This window comes from Archangium sp., from assembly GCF_057119385.1.
The window spans coordinates 75,983-91,294 of the sequence record NZ_DBNGVP010000023.1; the positions used below are offsets into that span (position 1 = coordinate 75,983).

General features: G+C 67.5%; 16 protein-coding genes. 8 read left to right on the forward strand and 8 right to left on the reverse strand.

Annotated elements, in window-relative coordinates:
• Positions 1-188: 188 nt before the first annotated feature.
• Positions 189-1,172, forward strand: coding sequence for an SDR family NAD(P)-dependent oxidoreductase (locus tag AC16DP_RS06135; RefSeq protein WP_329731852.1), 984 nt, complete (start codon positions 189-191; stop codon positions 1,170-1,172).
• Positions 1,173-1,256: 84 nt separating this feature from the next.
• Complete coding sequence (locus tag AC16DP_RS06140; protein ID WP_329731853.1) at positions 1,257-1,838, forward strand: Uma2 family endonuclease; 582 nt, start codon at positions 1,257-1,259, stop codon at positions 1,836-1,838.
• Positions 1,839-1,854: 16 nt separating this feature from the next.
• Here AC16DP_RS06140 and AC16DP_RS06145 read toward each other — a convergent pair whose 3' ends face one another.
• Both AC16DP_RS06145 and AC16DP_RS06150 read right to left on the reverse strand, forming a co-directional pair.
• Positions 1,855-2,238: a hypothetical protein gene (locus tag AC16DP_RS06145; protein ID WP_329731854.1), complete on the reverse strand. Its 384-nt coding sequence runs from the start codon at positions 2,236-2,238 to the stop codon at positions 1,855-1,857.
• Positions 2,239-2,240: 2 nt separating this feature from the next.
• The gene (locus tag AC16DP_RS06150; RefSeq protein WP_329731855.1) at positions 2,241-2,423 is read right to left on the reverse strand and encodes a hypothetical protein; all 183 of its coding nucleotides are present in this window, start codon (positions 2,421-2,423) and stop codon (positions 2,241-2,243) included.
• Positions 2,424-2,905: 482 nt separating this feature from the next.
• Between AC16DP_RS06150 and AC16DP_RS06155 the strand changes: the two genes are divergently transcribed.
• The 5 genes from AC16DP_RS06155 (at position 2,906) to AC16DP_RS06175 (ending at position 9,978) form a co-directional block, all read left to right on the forward strand.
• Positions 2,906-7,078 carry an SIR2 family protein gene (locus tag AC16DP_RS06155; RefSeq protein WP_329731856.1) on the forward strand — a complete coding sequence of 1,391 codons (4,173 nt, stop codon included), beginning with the start codon at positions 2,906-2,908 and terminating at the stop codon, positions 7,076-7,078.
• A 393-nt stretch (positions 7,079-7,471) separates the two neighbouring features.
• Entirely contained in the window at positions 7,472-7,903 is a 432-nt protein-coding gene (locus AC16DP_RS06160) for an HNH endonuclease (RefSeq protein ID WP_329731857.1), read from the forward strand.
• Positions 7,900-8,355, forward strand: coding sequence for a DUF4265 domain-containing protein (locus AC16DP_RS06165; RefSeq protein WP_329731858.1), 456 nt, complete (start codon positions 7,900-7,902; stop codon positions 8,353-8,355). The genes AC16DP_RS06160 and AC16DP_RS06165 overlap by 4 nt, the downstream gene beginning before the upstream one ends.
• A gap of 87 nt (positions 8,356-8,442) precedes the next feature.
• On the forward strand, positions 8,443-9,363 hold the full coding sequence (locus AC16DP_RS06170; RefSeq protein WP_329731859.1) for a DUF2381 family protein: 921 nt from the start codon (positions 8,443-8,445) through the stop codon (positions 9,361-9,363).
• Positions 9,364-9,405: 42 nt separating this feature from the next.
• Positions 9,406-9,978 carry a serine/threonine protein kinase gene (locus AC16DP_RS06175; RefSeq protein ID WP_329731860.1) on the forward strand — a complete coding sequence of 191 codons (573 nt, stop codon included), beginning with the start codon at positions 9,406-9,408 and terminating at the stop codon, positions 9,976-9,978.
• On the opposite strand, the gene AC16DP_RS06180 is transcribed toward AC16DP_RS06175, so the two are convergent.
• From AC16DP_RS06180 to AC16DP_RS06190, 3 genes are read right to left on the reverse strand one after another with little or no spacing between them, the layout of a single operon-like run.
• On the reverse strand, positions 9,920-10,435 hold the full coding sequence (locus AC16DP_RS06180) for an SMI1/KNR4 family protein (RefSeq protein ID WP_414640778.1): 516 nt from the start codon (positions 10,433-10,435) through the stop codon (positions 9,920-9,922). The genes AC16DP_RS06175 and AC16DP_RS06180 overlap by 59 nt on opposite strands.
• Before the next feature lie 18 nt (positions 10,436-10,453).
• Positions 10,454-10,675, reverse strand: a complete 222-nt coding sequence (locus tag AC16DP_RS06185) for a DUF1949 domain-containing protein (RefSeq protein ID WP_329731862.1) — start codon at positions 10,673-10,675, stop codon at positions 10,454-10,456.
• A complete protein-coding gene (locus AC16DP_RS06190) occupies positions 10,672-11,082 on the reverse strand; it encodes an IMPACT family protein (RefSeq protein ID WP_329731863.1) in 411 nt (136 codons plus the stop codon). The genes AC16DP_RS06185 and AC16DP_RS06190 overlap by 4 nt, the downstream gene beginning before the upstream one ends.
• Positions 11,083-11,518: 436 nt before the next feature.
• Here AC16DP_RS06190 and AC16DP_RS06195 point away from each other — a divergent pair, with 436 nt between their 5' ends.
• Entirely contained in the window at positions 11,519-11,965 is a 447-nt protein-coding gene (locus AC16DP_RS06195; protein ID WP_329731864.1) for a DUF6968 family protein, read from the forward strand.
• 23 nt (positions 11,966-11,988) lie between these two features.
• Here AC16DP_RS06195 and AC16DP_RS06200 read toward each other — a convergent pair whose 3' ends face one another.
• The 3 genes from AC16DP_RS06200 to AC16DP_RS06210 all read right to left on the reverse strand — a co-directional run bounded on the left by AC16DP_RS06200 (position 11,989) and on the right by AC16DP_RS06210 (position 15,269).
• Entirely contained in the window at positions 11,989-12,963 is a 975-nt protein-coding gene (locus AC16DP_RS06200) for an NADP-dependent oxidoreductase (RefSeq protein ID WP_329731865.1), read from the reverse strand.
• A gap of 198 nt (positions 12,964-13,161) precedes the next feature.
• On the reverse strand, positions 13,162-13,374 hold the full coding sequence (locus AC16DP_RS06205; RefSeq protein ID WP_329731866.1) for an addiction module protein: 213 nt from the start codon (positions 13,372-13,374) through the stop codon (positions 13,162-13,164).
• Between the two features lie 104 nt (positions 13,375-13,478).
• Positions 13,479-15,269 carry a glycoside hydrolase family 15 protein gene (locus AC16DP_RS06210; protein ID WP_329731867.1) on the reverse strand — a complete coding sequence of 597 codons (1,791 nt, stop codon included), beginning with the start codon at positions 15,267-15,269 and terminating at the stop codon, positions 13,479-13,481.
• Between the last annotated feature and the right edge of the window lie 43 nt (positions 15,270-15,312).

Sequence of the window (15,312 nt, forward strand, 5' to 3'; positions counted from 1 at the left end):
GGCGGGATGCCACCGGATTGCGTTCACCAGTGGACGTCCGAGGTTGTCCGGCACCACGGCACCCGGGCGGGCAGGCGAGGGACGAGGGGACAGGGTGCGCGGAGGCGGCGGGAATTCCCATCCTCCCGGGTGGGAGTGTGCGGCTCGAGCGAGGCCCCGCGCGGGGCCCGGAAGACAGGGGAGAGGACATGGCTTGCCAGGGTCTGAAGGGCAAGGTCGCCATCGTGACGGGGGCCTCGAGTGGAGTGGGCTGGCAGGCGGCGGTGCGCCTGGGCGAGGCGGGGGGGAAGCTGTGCATCACCGCGCGCCGGGCGGAGGCACTGGAGCAGCTGCGCCATGAATTGGAGGCGAAGGGCGTGGAGTGCATCTCCGTGCCTGGGGACGTGACGGTGCAGGCGGACGTGGAGCAGGTGGTGCGCGAGTGCCTGACGCACTACGGCCGGGTGGACATCCTGGTGAACGACGCGGGGGTGCAGTCGTACGGCTTCTTCGACGAGCTGCCGTGGGAGCACCTCACGCGGACGTTCGACATCAACGTGTTCGGCTTCATGCGCTTCGCGCGGGCGGTGCTGCCGCACTTCAAGGCACAGGGCAGCGGCCACATCCTCAACGTGCAGTCGATGTTGTCGAAGGGCTCGGCGCCGCTGCTGTCTGCGTACAGCGCGAGCAAGCACGCGACCCTGGGGTGGGCGAAGTGTCTGGAGATGGAGTTGATGGGCACGGGGATTCAGGTGTCCAACGTGCTGGTGCCCTCGGTGGCGACGAACATGTTCGCGCACGCGCCGACGATGTTCGGCCTGGCGCCCAAGCCGGTGCCGCCGACGTATGACCCGGACGTGGCGGCGCGAGCGGTGGTGCAGTGCGCGCGGCGGCCGGGGAGGACGGTGGTGCCGGTGTTCCTCGGAGGGCGGTTGCTGTTGTGGCTCAACCAGCTCGCCCCCTGGGTGGGCAAGGCGATCATGGGTCGGTTCGGCGCGCGGATGCAGATGAGGGACGAGCCCATCCATCGGCCCGAGGGCAATCTCTTCCATCCGGTGGAGGCGGGCGTGGGGCCCCATGGCCCGGTGCCACCGACGCCGAAGTGGATCCGCTTCTCGGCGACGGCGGGCCTCGCCGCGCTGGTGGGCGGCGTGATGCTGGGCGTGGCGGGACTGGCCCGCGCGGCACGCTGAGGGGACACGGGACCCTACCTCTCCCGTCAGACCTTCCTGTAGAATGCGAGCAGTCAGGCGGGAAGGCCTGCGGGAGGAATGCGGATGGGCAGGGGAAAGCGTCCAGCCACCTACGAGGACATCGAGGCGTTACCACCGGGCTGGGTGGGGGAGATCATCGACGACGAGCTGTGGGCGCTTCCACGGCCGGCGAAGTGGCACACGTGGGTGGCCTCGCGGCTCGGTGTGATGCTGGGAGGCTTCGGCGTCGGGCAGAGGGAGCCGGGCGGTTGGTGGATTCTCGACGAGCCGGAGTTGCACTTCGGCCGGCAGGTGTTGGTGCCGGACCTCGCGGGCTGGCGCTACGAACGAGTACCCGGGCTGCTCGAGAGGGATGCGCCCTTCTTCCACCTGGCGCCCGATTGGGTCTGCGAGGTGCTCTCCCCATCCACTGCTGCGTTGGATCGGGGACGAAAGCTGTGGCTCTACCATCAAGAGGGCGTGAACCACGCGTGGCTGGTGGACCCGCGGGCGCACACGCTGGAGGTCTACCGGCGAGGGGCGCGAGGCTGGCGGCTGGCCCGGTACGGAGGAGAGGACGTGATCCACGCCGAGCCATTCGACGCCGAACCCCTGGACCTGGGGCGGCTCTGGGCGCCCGGGTCCACGCCCGCGCCCGGGCCCTGATGCTTCGGAGGGATGCCTACTCCTCGGACTCCTCGTCCATCGCCTCCAGTTCCTCGATGGTGGGGAATCGGATGAGGATCCACTCCCCGTCGCGCATGCGTGTGACGTTATGGCGAGCGCCTGCCACCTCAATGACCGCCTCGTAGGGCACAGTCGCCTGAGCCCGCAGCCAGGCGAGAGCCTCATCCCGGGTGCCAAAGGAGCGCAGAGGCTTCGGCCAGGCCTCCTCGGTGTTGAAGACCCGGGCGTACTCCCAGAAGTCCTTCAGCCGGCCAACGTGTTGAAGGAAAAGGAGCGCCTTGGCCGAGGTTTCGATGGTGGTTACGGCTTCCGGCTCGCTGGAGTGCTGCCTTGCTAGCGCTTCGAGGGAGCTCAGGAGGTCTTCCAGCTTGGAACTCATATTCATTCCCTACAGACGATGCCTTCCAGCACACTTCCCGATTGAGTCATCAGCACCAGCGGGGCGAGGACCAGGACGCCCGCACCGGCGGAGACGACGATGAATGTAACTCCAGCCGCGGTGACGATGGTTCCTACCAGTAGCTCCTGGCGATGGCGCTTCAGCCAGTCAATGGCTTCATCCATGGCCGTGAACTCCAATGCGTGAAGCTCTTTCAGCTTGAGGCAGTCCTCATACGCTTCACGGCACGTGTTCTGGCAGTACGAATAATGGCCTGGGCCCCCACGCTCGATGAGATCGGGAGGCTTCCTCTTCCAGCATCGTCGGAAGCACTCGATCTGCTCTTTGTCGCAGTCCCTGGCGCGACGCGCGGTGAGTGCTATCGGGCCTGACTCCCTTGCCCGGACGAGCGCTTGAGCGAGCAGGGCCCGGTCGAGCTCCGATGCTTCCTGCCAGGTCACTGCCTGCGCCTCATCCGAGGCATCTCGAATGATCAGGAGCCGGTCCTGGGTAGGTACGACACGCTCGGAGGGGACAGGGCGCGGAGTACTGCACGCCAGGAGGATGAGGGGCAGGAGCACGCAGGCACCTGCCCGGATGCGGCGGGGCATCATCGAGGGGATCTCACGAAGCTGAGGGGGGCGCTCTGGTAGCATGCCGGTCGGGCATGGCAAGCGACATCATCGACTTCCAGTCGGAGCGGGGGCGCCACGAGGAGTTGCTCGGGCGAGAGGACGTGATGACCGAGCTGGAGGCGCTCCTGCTGGGCGGTCCCTCGCGCGGGTGGGTGCTGGTCAAGGGCGGGCCGGGGATGGGCAAGAGCGCGCTGCTGACCGAGTGGTTGAAGCGGCGCGAGGGCGCGGGGCGGCCGGTGCCGCCGCACCATTTCCTGCGGCGCGGCGTGGAGGACTGGGACCGGCCCGAGGTGGTCAAGCGCAACCTGGCCGCACAGGTGGAGCGGCTCTACCCCGAGTGGGCTGAGCCAGACGCACGGCCCGAGTCGCGCCTGCTGGAGTTGTTGCAGCGGGTTTCGGACAAGATACTGAAGCCACGCTATGAGCGGTTGGTCCTGGTGGTGGATGGCCTCGACGAGGTCGAGGGCGAGTCAGACGGCTCCAACCCGCTGCCGCGTTTCCTGCCGCACGTGTTGCCGCCTGGCGTGAAGGTGCTGTGTGCTTCGCGGCCCACGTACCCATACCTGAGCTGGCTGGAGGGATTGGAGGGAGTTCGCACCCTCGACCTGGATGGCGAGCGATGGGCGGGCTCGAACAAGAACGTGGTGCGCCAGTTCTGGGCGCACGCGGCATCCCGCTTCGTGCCGCCGGTGAAGCCGGCCTTCGTCAGCGAGGTCGTGCAGCGGGCCGAAGGCAACGTGCTCTACGCCGTGAAGCTGGCGGAGTGGTTGCTGGATCAACCCGTGGAGAAACGGCGGGCCGAGCTGCTGCCACGAGGATTGGAAGCGCTGCTCGAGGAAAGCTGGGCGCGAATTCAGAGGTTGCCCGGTGAGCTTCGCAAGGTTGCTCTCGAGGGGTTGGGGGTGGTGGCCGTGGCCCGCGAGGCGCTGCCCTTGTCGGTCGTGGCGGCAGTGGCCTCCTGGAAGGAGTTGGAGGACGGTGAGCGATTCCTGCGCGCGGCACGCTCGTTCCTCCTCGAGGAGCCGGGACATTCGGGGCGCGAGAAGGTCTGGCGGCCCTTCCATGAATCCTTCCGGAACTTCATCCTGTCGAAACTCGGCGACGAGCGGGAGCGGGAGGAGCACCGGCGTGTGGCGGAGCAGTTGTGCCGTTGGCCGGTGGAGACCGCGGACCGGGACTTCCGTTGGAGCTATGCCTTGCGCCATGGTGTGACGCACTGGCTGAAGGCCGGGGCGGGGGCGAGGGCACGCAGTCTCTACACGGATCTGGGCTACCTCGAGGCGAAGTGCCGGCTCGCGGGTGTATTCGCGGTCGAGGAAGACCTGCGCAGTGGCGCGGAGTGGGGGACTCCCCAGGAGAGGGAGTGTCCGTTGGCGCTCCATCGCGCCATCCAGGCCGAGTCCCATGGATTGAGGAAGGTTCCGGAGGCACTGGCCCTGGTCGTCTACAATCGGCTGCGCTCCTTCGGGTGGACGGCCGCGAGGTTGGAAGAGACGCTGCACTTCCCCGAGGGGCTCCCTGCACTCCGTTTGCGGCATCCTGTTCGGGCCGGGAGCAGTGAACGCACCCTGGAGGGACATCGAGGTTGGGTGAGAGGGTGCGCGGTGACGCCGGATGGGCGGCGCGTGGTGTCGGCATCGGACGACAAGACGCTGAAGGTGTGGGACGTGGAGACGGGACAGGAACTGGCAACCCTGAGGGGCCACGAGGGGTGGGTGATGGGGTGCGTGGTGACGCCGGATGGGCGGCGCGTGGTGTCCGCGTCCGAGGACAAGACGCTGAAGGTGTGGGACGTGGAGACCGGGCAGGAGCTGGTCACCTCGAGGGGCCACGAGGCCGCGGTCAACGGCTGCGTGGTGATGCCGGATGGGCGGCACATGGTGTCGGCATCCGATGACGAGTCACTGAAAGTCTGGGAGGTGGATACAGGGAAGGAACTGGCAACCCTGAGAGGCCATGTCGGTGGGGTGATGGGCTGCGCGGTGATGCCGGATGGACGACGTGTGGTCTCGGCCTCCTACGATAAGACGTTGAAGGTGTGGGATTGGGTCACGGGGAAGGAGTTGCTCTCCCTGGAAGGGCACACGGGCGGGGTGCGTGGGTGCGCAGTGCTGCCGGACGGGCGGTGCGTGGTGTCGGCGTCCAACGACGGAACGCTGAAAATCTGGGACGTGGAGACGCGCCGGGAACTGGCGACGTTGACGGGCCATGAGGGGTGGGTGAGGTGCTGCGCGGTGTTGCCAGACGGGCCACGTGTGGTGTCGGCGTCCGAGGATGGGACGCTGAAAATCTGGGATGTGGAGACACGCCGAGAGCTTTTCGCCCTGAAAGGTCACGGGGGTTGCGTCGGGGCCTGCACGGTGACGCCGGAGGGGCGGCGCGTGGTGTCCGCATCCGAGGATGGGACGCTGAAGATCTGGGACGTGGAGGCAGGACGGGAGCCATCCACTCCCAGGGGTCATTCGGGATGGGTGAATGGCTGCGCGATGACGCCGGACGGGCGGCACGTGGTGTCCGCGTCCGAGGACAAGACGCTGAAGGTGTGGGACCTCACAACGGGGCAAGAGGTGCGCACCCTGGAAGGTCACCGCGGGGTGGTGAGTTGCTGCGCGATGATGCCGGATGGGCGGCGTGTGGTGTCCGCGTCCGATGATGGGACGTTGAAGATCTGGGAGGTGGAAACAGGTCGCGAACTGCTCACCCTCGAGGGCGATGGGGATTGGCAGATGGGCTGCGCGGGGATTTCTCGTGGGCGTGTTGTCGCCGCATCCGCCAATCGGACGCTGCGGATCTGGGAGGTGGAAACAGGTCGGAAGCTGGCGACCCTGAAGGGCCATCAGGGTGGGGTTCGGAGTTGTGCGGTAACGCCGGGTGGGCGGCATGTGGTGTCGGCGTCCAATGACAAGACGCTGAAGATCTGGGACGTGGAGACGGGACGGGAAGTCGCTATCTTGAGGGGGCATGGGGGCTGGGTGATGGGCTGCGCGGTGACGCCGGATGGGCGGCGCGTGGTGTCGGCGTCCGAGGATGGGACGCTGAAGATCTGGCACGTGGAGACATGGCGAGAGCTGGCAACCCTGAGGGGGCACGAAGGGTGGGTGAGCGGCTGCGCAGTCACGCCAGACGGACGGCGGGTGGTGTCGGCGTCCTACGACAAGACCTTGAAGGTGTGGGACATCGACTCGGGTCGGTGCCTCTCCACGCTCTTCGGTGCGGGTGCCTTCCTCTCTGTCGCGGCCACGTCCGATGTCGTTTGTGCGGGCGACGTTCTTGGGAACGTCTGGATTCTCGAAATGGAGTCGGCTGTTGCCAGGGGGATCCCGACCCTCATGAACACGCCAGCGTCTGGATCCACCATGAGTGTCCCCTTCCCGAAGCCCGTTCTCGAGGCCTACCGCTCTCAATCGCTCGCCTTCTTCATCGGCTCCGGCCTCTCGCTCGGCCGCGACGTCAAGGGCAACTTCCCCACGTGGGCGCAACTCCCCCACCGGTTGCTCGATGTCTGTGCGCGTCTGGACTCGCTCGACGCGCAGGTCATCCAGACCCGGCGCGGTCTGTTCACGGGACGCATGCGTCTCGAGCTCATGCTCGCGGACCTGGGCTCCCTGCGCGCTGCCCTCGACCGCGACTACCAGAAGGCGCTCAACGACATCTTCCGCCCCGCGGACGCGGCACCCGGGGCGGCGCATCAGGCCGTGGCCCGGCTGGGGGTCCGCGCGATCCTGACCACGAACTACGACCCGCTCCTCGAACGGCTCCAGGAGGCGCGGCACAGGCAGCCGTATACGTGGAAGGAATCGGACCTGGCGCTCAATGACCTGGAGTCCGGACGCCATGTCCTGCTCAAGGTCCATGGGACGGCGGAGCGTTTCGACACCGTGGTGATGACCGAGAGCGAGTACAGGGATGTCCGCTCCAATCCGTCCTACCGGGCGGTCCTGGGCCATCTGCTCCAGGGATACACGTTCCTGTTCATCGGCTACGGGATGAACGACCCGCTCGACCTGGACCTCGTGCTGAAGTGGAACGCGGAGGCATTCAAGTCCGCGGCCCGCCGCCACTACGCGCTCCTGAAGGACCCGAGCGACACCGACCGCGACCGCTACGAGCGCGAGTACAACATCCGGGTCATTCCCTACAACGACCACGCGCAGCTCCCGGCCATCCTGGAGGAACTCCAGCGCGGCACCGCCGGTCAGCCCTGAGCCGGGTCTGATGGGTGCTCAGGACAGTGCGCGGTGGAGGAGAACGGCGAGGAGACAGAAGGGATAGGCCAACAGGCAGCTGTACAAGACCTGCAAGGGGGTCAGCTTCCTGTTGTCGATCTCTCCGCGAGTCGGGCCCTGTCGATCTCTCTGCCTCAAGAGCCAACCGAGCCCGAAGGCCACGAGTCCCGAGATGATCCATCCAGTCATGCCCGCATCATCCGTGGGCCGCTGGCCTTCCTCAACCGCCAGTGATGGCACGACCTGACGCCGTCACTCTCCGGGGTCGAGCACTTGCTTGTGCGAGCTGGTTCTCCATGACAGCTCTGCTACGTTGGGGCGGACCTCTGAAATCCGGGCTTTCTCCCCACTTCACACACAAGGTCCACAACCATGTTCCCGCTCTGCCTTCTTCTCGCTGCGTTCGTGATTCCATCTCCCATGGAATCGGGCATTGCGGTCACCGCACTCTCCGTGGATGCGGACCATTCCACCGAACCCTCGGGTCTTGTCAGTGGGGAGGGGGTGCTCGCAGGCAGTAGCAGAGCGGGGAAGGCTTTCACCAAGAAGCAGAAGCAGACCGTCAAGCAGAAGAATGCCGAGGCGCACGGGGGCTCGAACCACTGTGAGAATTGTGAGGTCGAGACAGTAGCGGGCAAGAAACACGAGAAGGGAGTGACCCCGCCGCGGAATGAGACCCAGGTCGACCACAAGACGCCCAAGGTCAAGGGCGGCGCTGGCGACGTGGACAATGCCCAGGTTCTCTGTCGGAACTGCAACCTCAAGAAGGGGAGCAAGGAGCCACAGAAGGAGGAAACGCCGTGACCTCATCCAGCGCGGATGGGCGGGTCAAGATCGTCTTCAAGCTGGAGAAGGATGAAGACGACTACCCTCCCTTGGACTACGAGGGCTTGTGGGCTCTCCCCGTCGGAGAGGGGCTGTTCCAGATCGACAATGTCCCCTTCTTCGCCAGGGGCATTGCCCATGGCGACATCGTTTCCGCTGCACCCGAGCAGCGGGAGCTTCGTTTCCGGGAGGTCGTGCGCCCCTCGGGCCATAGCACCCTTCGCCTCATCATCTACGACGAGAAGGACATTCCTTCCGTCAGGGCGCTGCTCCAGGAGATGGGTTGCTCCATCGAGCAGAGCCACATCCCGGGGCTGATCTCCGTGGACGTTCCCCCGACCGTCTCCCTGGCGGTGTTGAGGACGGCCCTGGACGAAGGTGAGGCCCAGGAGCGATGGGGTTACGAAGAGGCCTGTCTCGCCTCGACCTGACCCCATGGGCTCAGGGGGGGGGCTATTTCGTGAGTCGGGTCCATGGGGCTACCTTCGAAGTGGTGCATGGAATAGAACGCACCGGGCATGCATCCCCGCGCTCTCGCCCTGTCCAACGCTGCTGTCGTGCTTCTGGCCCTCCTGCTGCCGCGTGTCACGCTGGCGGAGCCCTCGCCGTGGCGCCCCATCGTCCTCTCCGAGCTTCCTCCGGGTCACATGGCCGAGCTGCGGATCTCCGCTGGCGTCCCCATCGTGGTGCGCTTCGAGTCCGAGCTCGACCCGGCGGGGACGCGGCTCCGGGAGAAAGGCCCCTCTCCCTTCGAGTCGCTGGACGTCTCCGGCCGGCTGTTGCTGCTCCACCCCTCGGCCAGCGCATGGCTCTGGCCTCGTATGCACCTCCAGGTCCGGCGGATGGACGGCACGGGCCTGACCCTCGTGCTCGTCCCCAGCCCTCCCGCCCTGGCGGATGTGCAGGTGGACGTCTTCCTCCACCCGTTCTCACCCGGGGCGCTGCGGGTTGCTCTGGAGAAGGTGAGCGCCGAGCATGAGGCGCTGAAGCTCCAGTACGCTTCGTCCCAGGACGAGCTCGCGCGTTATCGCGACGACGAGTTCAATGTCGATGTCGCCATCGCGGTGCTGCTGCTCGACGACGAAGCTTCCTCCCATCTGGTGAAGGACAAAGCCCTCGAGGTGAAGAACGCGGATGTGCGGGCACTCGCCTGGTTCGTGCGTCTCGCCGGTCGCTCGGCCTACGTCTTCTTCGTGATGAACCGCCACCGCACGGAGAGCTGGACTCTGGGGCAGGGAGCGATTCTCAACGACAGGACCCGGGAGTCGCTCCCCGTCATCGTCCGTGCCCGTCCATCCGTCATCCCACCCGGCGGAAGTGGGCGTGTCGTGCTCGTCACCCGGACACCGCCTTCCGCGAGCAAGGCACGCTATGAAGTCCAACTCCAGGGGCCGGGTGATCCCAGATGGCAGCTTTGCTACTATGGGGCGCAGCTCTGAGCTCCGCGCTCGCATTTCATTCCCCAACAGAGGTCCATGGACATGTCCCCGAGGAGAAGTCTCCACCTGCCCGCACTGGGCGCCCTGGCGGTTCTCTTCACCGCCTGCTCCGGTGTCCGCTTGCGGCCCGATGGAACCCCCGAGCCCCAGGACTGCCCACGGGAGGCCCTCGACGCCATGGCCCGGCTGGGAATCCATCCCAAGGACTCCCTCACGGTGCTCGTGGATGAGCGGTGGGGCGAGCGCGGCGTGACGCGGCTGGAGGAGGGTCCTGTCGTCGGCTACCTGGACTCGTCCCATGAGCAGCTTCCCGAGAGGACCCGGCTGTTCGGGCAGGTCTGGACGGCGGGAGAGATGGTCACCGTGTGGTATTACGAGGCCGAGGTTCCCGGGGGGAGCCGGATGCCCTTCTGTGCCGAGGTCGACGACAGCGGTGGGCAGGTGAAGGATCCGTCATCTCCCCGAGGCGTGGCCATCATCCAGGACAATGTCGCCAACGCGAAGGTGGTCGCGCGTTACGGCGAGATTGACCCTTCCCGGCCGAAGGGCCGGTTGTTCATCTATGGGGACGTCGACGAGTTGCCGCCGGATGTGCGTGATTCGTTGAAGAAGTGAGGCCGCGGCTCAAGCCTCGCTGCTGTAGAGGCTCCGCAGGAAGAGCGTGAAGTGGGCTGCAATCGGGAGGAGGTCGGCCTCCACCGTCATGAGGACGATTCCCGGCTCGCCCGGTGCGTCCCGGTAATCGAAGCAGAGGTACTCCCCCCCCGGGCGTGGTGGCGAAGGGGTACACCCCCTCGGGCAGGAGGGGCTCGAGCTGCTCGTGGATGCTGAGGGCGCAGTACGTGCTGCCCCACCGGGGGACGGTGCCGGGTGTGAGCAGTGGGCCCATCGAATCGCTGCCTCGGCCCACCTGGAAGGTGGACGGGATGGGAACCCTGCCCTGGTGGGTCGCGATGACCTGCTTGTAGGCCTCTGGCAGCACGACGCCCCAGCGCTGCTCGAGCCGTGCGATGTCCCGCGGGGTTGCCGGAAGGGGCTCCTGCCACAGGTAATTCTTCCAGCGGACGCTCATCGGTGCTCCCCTCCCCAGTCACTCCCCGGGGTCGAGCACTTCCATCAGGGCCTGCCCGTTGGTCAGGTCGAGCAGTGCGGTCTGGAAGGACTGCACGCGGGTGACGGGGAGCAGGAGCTGGTAGCCCACGGTGGCGGCGTACTCCTCGGAGACGGCTTCCGCCTCGTGGGCCGGGAGCATCCGGCGGAAGCCGTCGACGCTCGCGTACTCGATTTCGACGAAGAGGCGGGCCTTGCTCACGCGCTCGGTGGTGGGCAGGTGCTCGAGCCCCTGCTGGACGCAGCCGGTATAGGCCCGCACCAGCCCGCCCTTGCCCAGGAGCGTTCCGCCGAAGAGCGGGTGACGACGACGGCCACGTCTCCCACGTTGCCGTGGAGCAGTGCCGTCAGCATCGGCCGGCCCGCGGTCCCGTGCGGCTCGCCGTCATCGCTCATCCCCGCCATGCCCGTGGAGCCGGGCGGGCCTACCACGTACGCCCAGCAGTTGTGGTTGGCGTCGGGGAACTCCTCGCGGACGCGGGCGATGAACGCCTTGGCCTCCTCCACCGTGGGCGCGGGGGCCACCGTGGTGATGAAGCGGCTGCGCTCGAGCTCCTGCTCCACCCGGTGGAGGCGTGCCGGTATGGGGTAACGCGAGTTCTTCGGCATGGACCCACTCTCTCGGGTTAGCTTGGGCCATCAAGGACGCGCCATGACCTGGACACGCACTCTCGTGCTCATTACGGCCTGCACTCTGCCAGGATTCGAACTGCCAGCAGAGTCCGCATGGCCCCTGGTTTCACTCCTCGCCTCAGGCCCAGGGAAAAGAGGGCCTCGCAAGCCACCAGGAAAGAAGGAGGAGAAGCCGAAACGGCCGGTGAATCTGAGCCGGTGCCTCGATTCTTGTGCCGCAGGTGGCGTGGTCTTCATCAGCTTCTGCAATGACATCGAGAAACCCGCGATACGTGCCGTTTGCTTCTCGAAGGCCAATGAGAGCGAGCAACAGTGTCGGGGCTTTTGTTCCAACTACTTCGGGAGCTGAGAGGTTGACGCCATGCCCACGGTGACTCGACTGATGCGGGGGACCCGGCCTTCTGGGCCCATCATGGCGGAGCGCCGGTTCGAGAGCGCGGATGGCTCTGGCCAGCGTGCCTCCATTCGCGTCCGTGCACCCGCCAGGGATTCTCAGACCGGTAACTACAAGTGCACCGTGGAGTGGGTCCACTCAGGCGAGAAGGAGCTGTTCGAACTCTGGGGGATCGACTCGATGCAGGCGCTGCAACTCGCCCTCCGAGCCGCTGGAGACCTGGTGAACGGGGGGGAGGAGGCACTCCGGTGGGAGGGAAGCGATGAGGGCTACCTGGGGTTTCCCAGGACGTACCCGGAGTTTCTTCCCCAGGCGCTCCTGCGGAAGCTGGAGCGGATGATCGACCGGGAGATCGCCGCCCATACGCGCAAGAGCGAAGCGGAGCGCAAGCGGCGGCAGCGCGAACAGGCGCGGGGCCGAGCCGCACGGAAAAAGCCCGGCCCTGGCCGGGCGAAGATGCCATAGCGCCAGGGCCGTCTGTTCCCAGCTCAGTGGATCCGCAGGGTCAGTTTGCCCAGGTGGTGCTGGAGCACCTCCTTCTGGGCCCGGGCGGCCTCCTCCATCGCGTACACGTGGCCGATCTCCAGGTGGAACGGCCCCGCTTCGATGAGCTCGTTGAGCCGCTCGAGCGCCTTCTGACCCGGGATGCCGTCATAGGCGATGACCTCGACGCCCCCGGAGCCCCGCGGCGGTGGCTCCACGCCGTTCGGGTGGGCGATGCGGCCGCCCTGGCGCACGTGTTTCAGCGCGCTCAGGCATTTGTCATTGCACGCCAGCACCAGCGCCGCGTCGAGCCCGTCCGGGGCGAAGTCGCGGCAGGCCTTCTCCACGTCCCCGTGGTGCCCCTCGACGACCGCCTCCGCGCCGAGCCGGCGGGCCAGCTCCACGCCGTCCTCGCCCGAGGCCACCGCCAGCACCCGCGCTCCCAGCCGCCGGGCGAGCTGCAGCGCGATGTGTCCCACTCCCCCGCTGGCGCCGAAGACGAGCAGGCGTTGTCCCGTCTGGAGCCGCAAGGTGTCCTCGAGCCCTTGCAGGGCGGTGATGCCATCCGCCGCCAGTGCCGCCGCCTGCTCCACCTTCATTCCCCGGGGAATCCGCGCCGCGTGCTTCTCCTTCGCCACGGCGAATTCCGCGTAGAAGCCTCCCTTGGGGCTCAGGAAGGCGGCGGCGTAGACGCGCTCCCCCACCTGGAAGCGCCGCACGTTCTTCCCCACGGCCACCACCTCGCCCGCGCCGTCGGTGCCGGGCACGTAGGGGAAGTGGGGCTTGCCTTGCATCATCCCCACCATCTCCCCTTCCCGCTCCAGGGGATCCCAGATGCCCACCCCCGCCGCCTCGACGCGGATGAGGATTTCATCGTCTCCGCAGTCGGGCACGGGCACCGTCTTGATGCCGAGCACCTCCGGGCCGCCGAAGCGATCCAGCGCCGCGGCCTTCATCTTCTCGGGAATGGAGGGGGCCATGGTGTGACTCCTTGTGGGTGAAGCGTGGGTGAAGCCGGTTCACGCGGAGGATGGGCACTCCCCGGAGTCCTGTCAGGGCTCGGCCCGCCGCACGAGGGGCAAGGGCTATACCCGTGAGCGCCTGGCCGTGCGGTTCACACCATCGGGCCGCGTCCGTGATGTCGGCCTGGGCGGGCTTCCGGATCTCCAGCGAGCGTTTCACAGGGAGTCGAGAATGCGTGCCTTGACCACATCCCAGGACTCACCTGCCTCGGTGTTCGCATCCAACTCGGCCAGCCGCTGCTCGAGCTCCGCCAGTTGTTCCTCGGAGGTCGTCACCTGCTCGGGGTGCGCGGCGACACTGTCCCACAGGTCTTCGGCCAGCTGGATGCGCTCGGCCACGCTCAAGTGCAGGAGATCGGAGACGGTCATACGCGCCATGGTCCCAATGTAGCGCCGACCCTCACCGGGGCACCACCTGAAGCAGGCTCCCGAGTGCGCTCCTATACTCCTGCCAGGCAGACCTCTTCCCAGCCCTATGCCCGCGGGCGCTCGGTGATGGGGCAGCTCGGGGAGGTGAGGTTCTGCGCGGTGTTGATGAGGGCCACGTGGCTGAAGGCCTGGGGGAAGTTGCCCAGCTGCCGCTTCGTGCGCGGGTCGTACTCCTCGGCGAGCAGCCCCACGTCGTTGCACAGCGACAGCAGCCGCTCGAAGAGGGCTTGCGCCTCGTCCAGCCGGCACAGCAGCGTGAGCGCGTCCGCCAGCCAGAAGGAGCACGCCAGGAATGTCCCCTCGCCCGGCGGCAGTCCGTCCTCCGAGCGGCGCGTGTCATAGCGGCGCACCAGCCCGCCCTCGCTCAGCTCGCGCTGGATGGTGTCCACCGTGCCCACCACGCGCGGGTCCGACGGCGGCAGGAAGCCGAGCTGCGGAATGAGCAGCAGCGCCGCGTCCAACTCCCGGCTGCCATAGGCCTGGACGAAGCTGCCCCGCCCCGCGTCATAGCCGCGCTCGCACACCTGGGCGTGGATGCGCGCGCGCAGGGCCCTCCAGCGCTCCACCGGCCCGGGCAGGCCGTACTGCTCGACGGTCTTGATGGCCCGGTCCACCGCCACCCACGCCATCACCTTCGAGTAGGTGAAGTGCTGGGGCGGGCCGCGCACCTCCCAGATGCCCTCGTCGGGGCGCTCCCAGTTGGACTCGAGGAAGTCGAGCAGGTGGCGCTTGAGGTTCCACGACTCCTCGCGCGCGGGCACCCCCGAGCGCCGGGCCATGTGCAGGCAGTCGAGCACCTCGCCGAAGACGTCGAGCTGGAACTGGCACACGGCCGCGTTGCCCAGGCGCACGGGGCTCGCGCCCTGGTAGCCGGAGAGCCAGGGCAGCTCCTGCTCCATGAGGCGGCGCTCGCCGGCGACGCCATACATGATTTGAAGCTCATCGGGCTCGCCGGCCACGGCGCGCAGGAGCCAGTCGCGCCAGGCGCTGGCCTCCTCGCGGTAGCCGGCGTCCAGCAGGGCGAGCAGCGTGAAGGTGGCATCGCGCAGCCAGCAGTAGCGGTAGTCCCAGTTGCGCACGCCGCCGAGGGCCTCGGGCAGCGAGGTGGTGGGCGCGGCGACGATGCCGCCCGTGGGCGAGTAGGTGAGGGCCTTGAGGACGATGAGCGAGCGCAGCACCTGCTCGCGCCAGGGGCCGTCATGGGTGCAGTGCGAGGACCACTCGCGCCACCACGCCTCCGTGTTCTCCACGGCGGTGGCCGGGTCGATGCAGGTGGGGACGGGCTCGTGCGAGGGGTACCAGGTGAGGAGGAAGCGGGCGCACTGGCCGGCGGAGAGGGAGAAGCCGGCGCGGAGGGTGGAGCCCTCCAGGCGCGGGGGCACGTCGGAGCAGAGGATGAGGGCATCGGGCCCGGCCATGGCGCAGAAGCGGCCGTCGAGGGAGTGGACCCAGGGCGTGCGGCTGCCGTAGCCGAAGCGGATGGCGAGCACCATGTGGACGGAGACGTGGCCCTTCAGGCACAGCACCTCGCGCACCAGGTCCGGCTCGCGGCCGCGCGGGGGCATGCAGTCGACGACGCGCAGGGTGCCGGTGTCCGTCTCGAAGTCCGTCTCGAGGATGAGGGTGCCGGGGCGGTAGCGGCGTTGGACGCGGCGGATGCCTCCCGAGGGGGCGAGCAGCCAGCGCCCATGCTGCTCGGAGCCCAGGAGGGCGGCGAAGCAGGCATCGGCGTCGAAGCGTGGCAGGCACAGCCAGTCGATGGAGCCATCCTTCCCGACGAGGGCGGCGCTCTGGGTGTCACCGATGAGGGCGTAGTCTTCGATGCGCAGGGGCATTGCCTTCCAAGGTAGGGATGCCCCCCGGAAAACACCCGGCTCC

What these genes read in the sequence shown, in the direction of transcription:
- AC16DP_RS06135 (WP_329731852.1), top strand. Translation starts at nt 189, where the DNA reads ATGGCTTGCCAGGGTCTGAAGGGCAAGGTCGCCATCGTGACGGGGGCC.
- AC16DP_RS06140 (WP_329731853.1), top strand. Translation starts at nt 1,257, where the DNA reads ATGGGCAGGGGAAAGCGTCCAGCCACCTACGAGGACATCGAGGCGTTA.
- AC16DP_RS06145 (WP_329731854.1), bottom strand. Translation starts at nt 2,238, where the DNA reads ATGAGTTCCAAGCTGGAAGACCTCCTGAGCTCCCTCGAAGCGCTAGCA.
- AC16DP_RS06150 (WP_329731855.1), bottom strand. Translation starts at nt 2,423, where the DNA reads ATGGATGAAGCCATTGACTGGCTGAAGCGCCATCGCCAGGAGCTACTG.
- AC16DP_RS06155 (WP_329731856.1), top strand. Translation starts at nt 2,906, where the DNA reads ATGGCAAGCGACATCATCGACTTCCAGTCGGAGCGGGGGCGCCACGAG.
- AC16DP_RS06160 (WP_329731857.1), top strand. Translation starts at nt 7,472, where the DNA reads ATGTTCCCGCTCTGCCTTCTTCTCGCTGCGTTCGTGATTCCATCTCCC.
- AC16DP_RS06170 (WP_329731859.1), top strand. Translation starts at nt 8,443, where the DNA reads ATGCATCCCCGCGCTCTCGCCCTGTCCAACGCTGCTGTCGTGCTTCTG.
- AC16DP_RS06175 (WP_329731860.1), top strand. Translation starts at nt 9,406, where the DNA reads ATGTCCCCGAGGAGAAGTCTCCACCTGCCCGCACTGGGCGCCCTGGCG.
- AC16DP_RS06180 (WP_414640778.1), bottom strand. Translation starts at nt 10,435, where the DNA reads ATGAGCGTCCGCTGGAAGAATTACCTGTGGCAGGAGCCCCTTCCGGCA.
- AC16DP_RS06190 (WP_329731863.1), bottom strand. Translation starts at nt 11,082, where the DNA reads ATGCCGAAGAACTCGCGTTACCCCATACCGGCACGCCTCCACCGGGTG.
- AC16DP_RS06195 (WP_329731864.1), top strand. Translation starts at nt 11,519, where the DNA reads ATGGCGGAGCGCCGGTTCGAGAGCGCGGATGGCTCTGGCCAGCGTGCC.
- AC16DP_RS06200 (WP_329731865.1), bottom strand. Translation starts at nt 12,963, where the DNA reads ATGGCCCCCTCCATTCCCGAGAAGATGAAGGCCGCGGCGCTGGATCGC.
- AC16DP_RS06205 (WP_329731866.1), bottom strand. Translation starts at nt 13,374, where the DNA reads ATGACCGTCTCCGATCTCCTGCACTTGAGCGTGGCCGAGCGCATCCAG.
- AC16DP_RS06210 (WP_329731867.1), bottom strand. Translation starts at nt 15,269, where the DNA reads ATGCCCCTGCGCATCGAAGACTACGCCCTCATCGGTGACACCCAGAGC.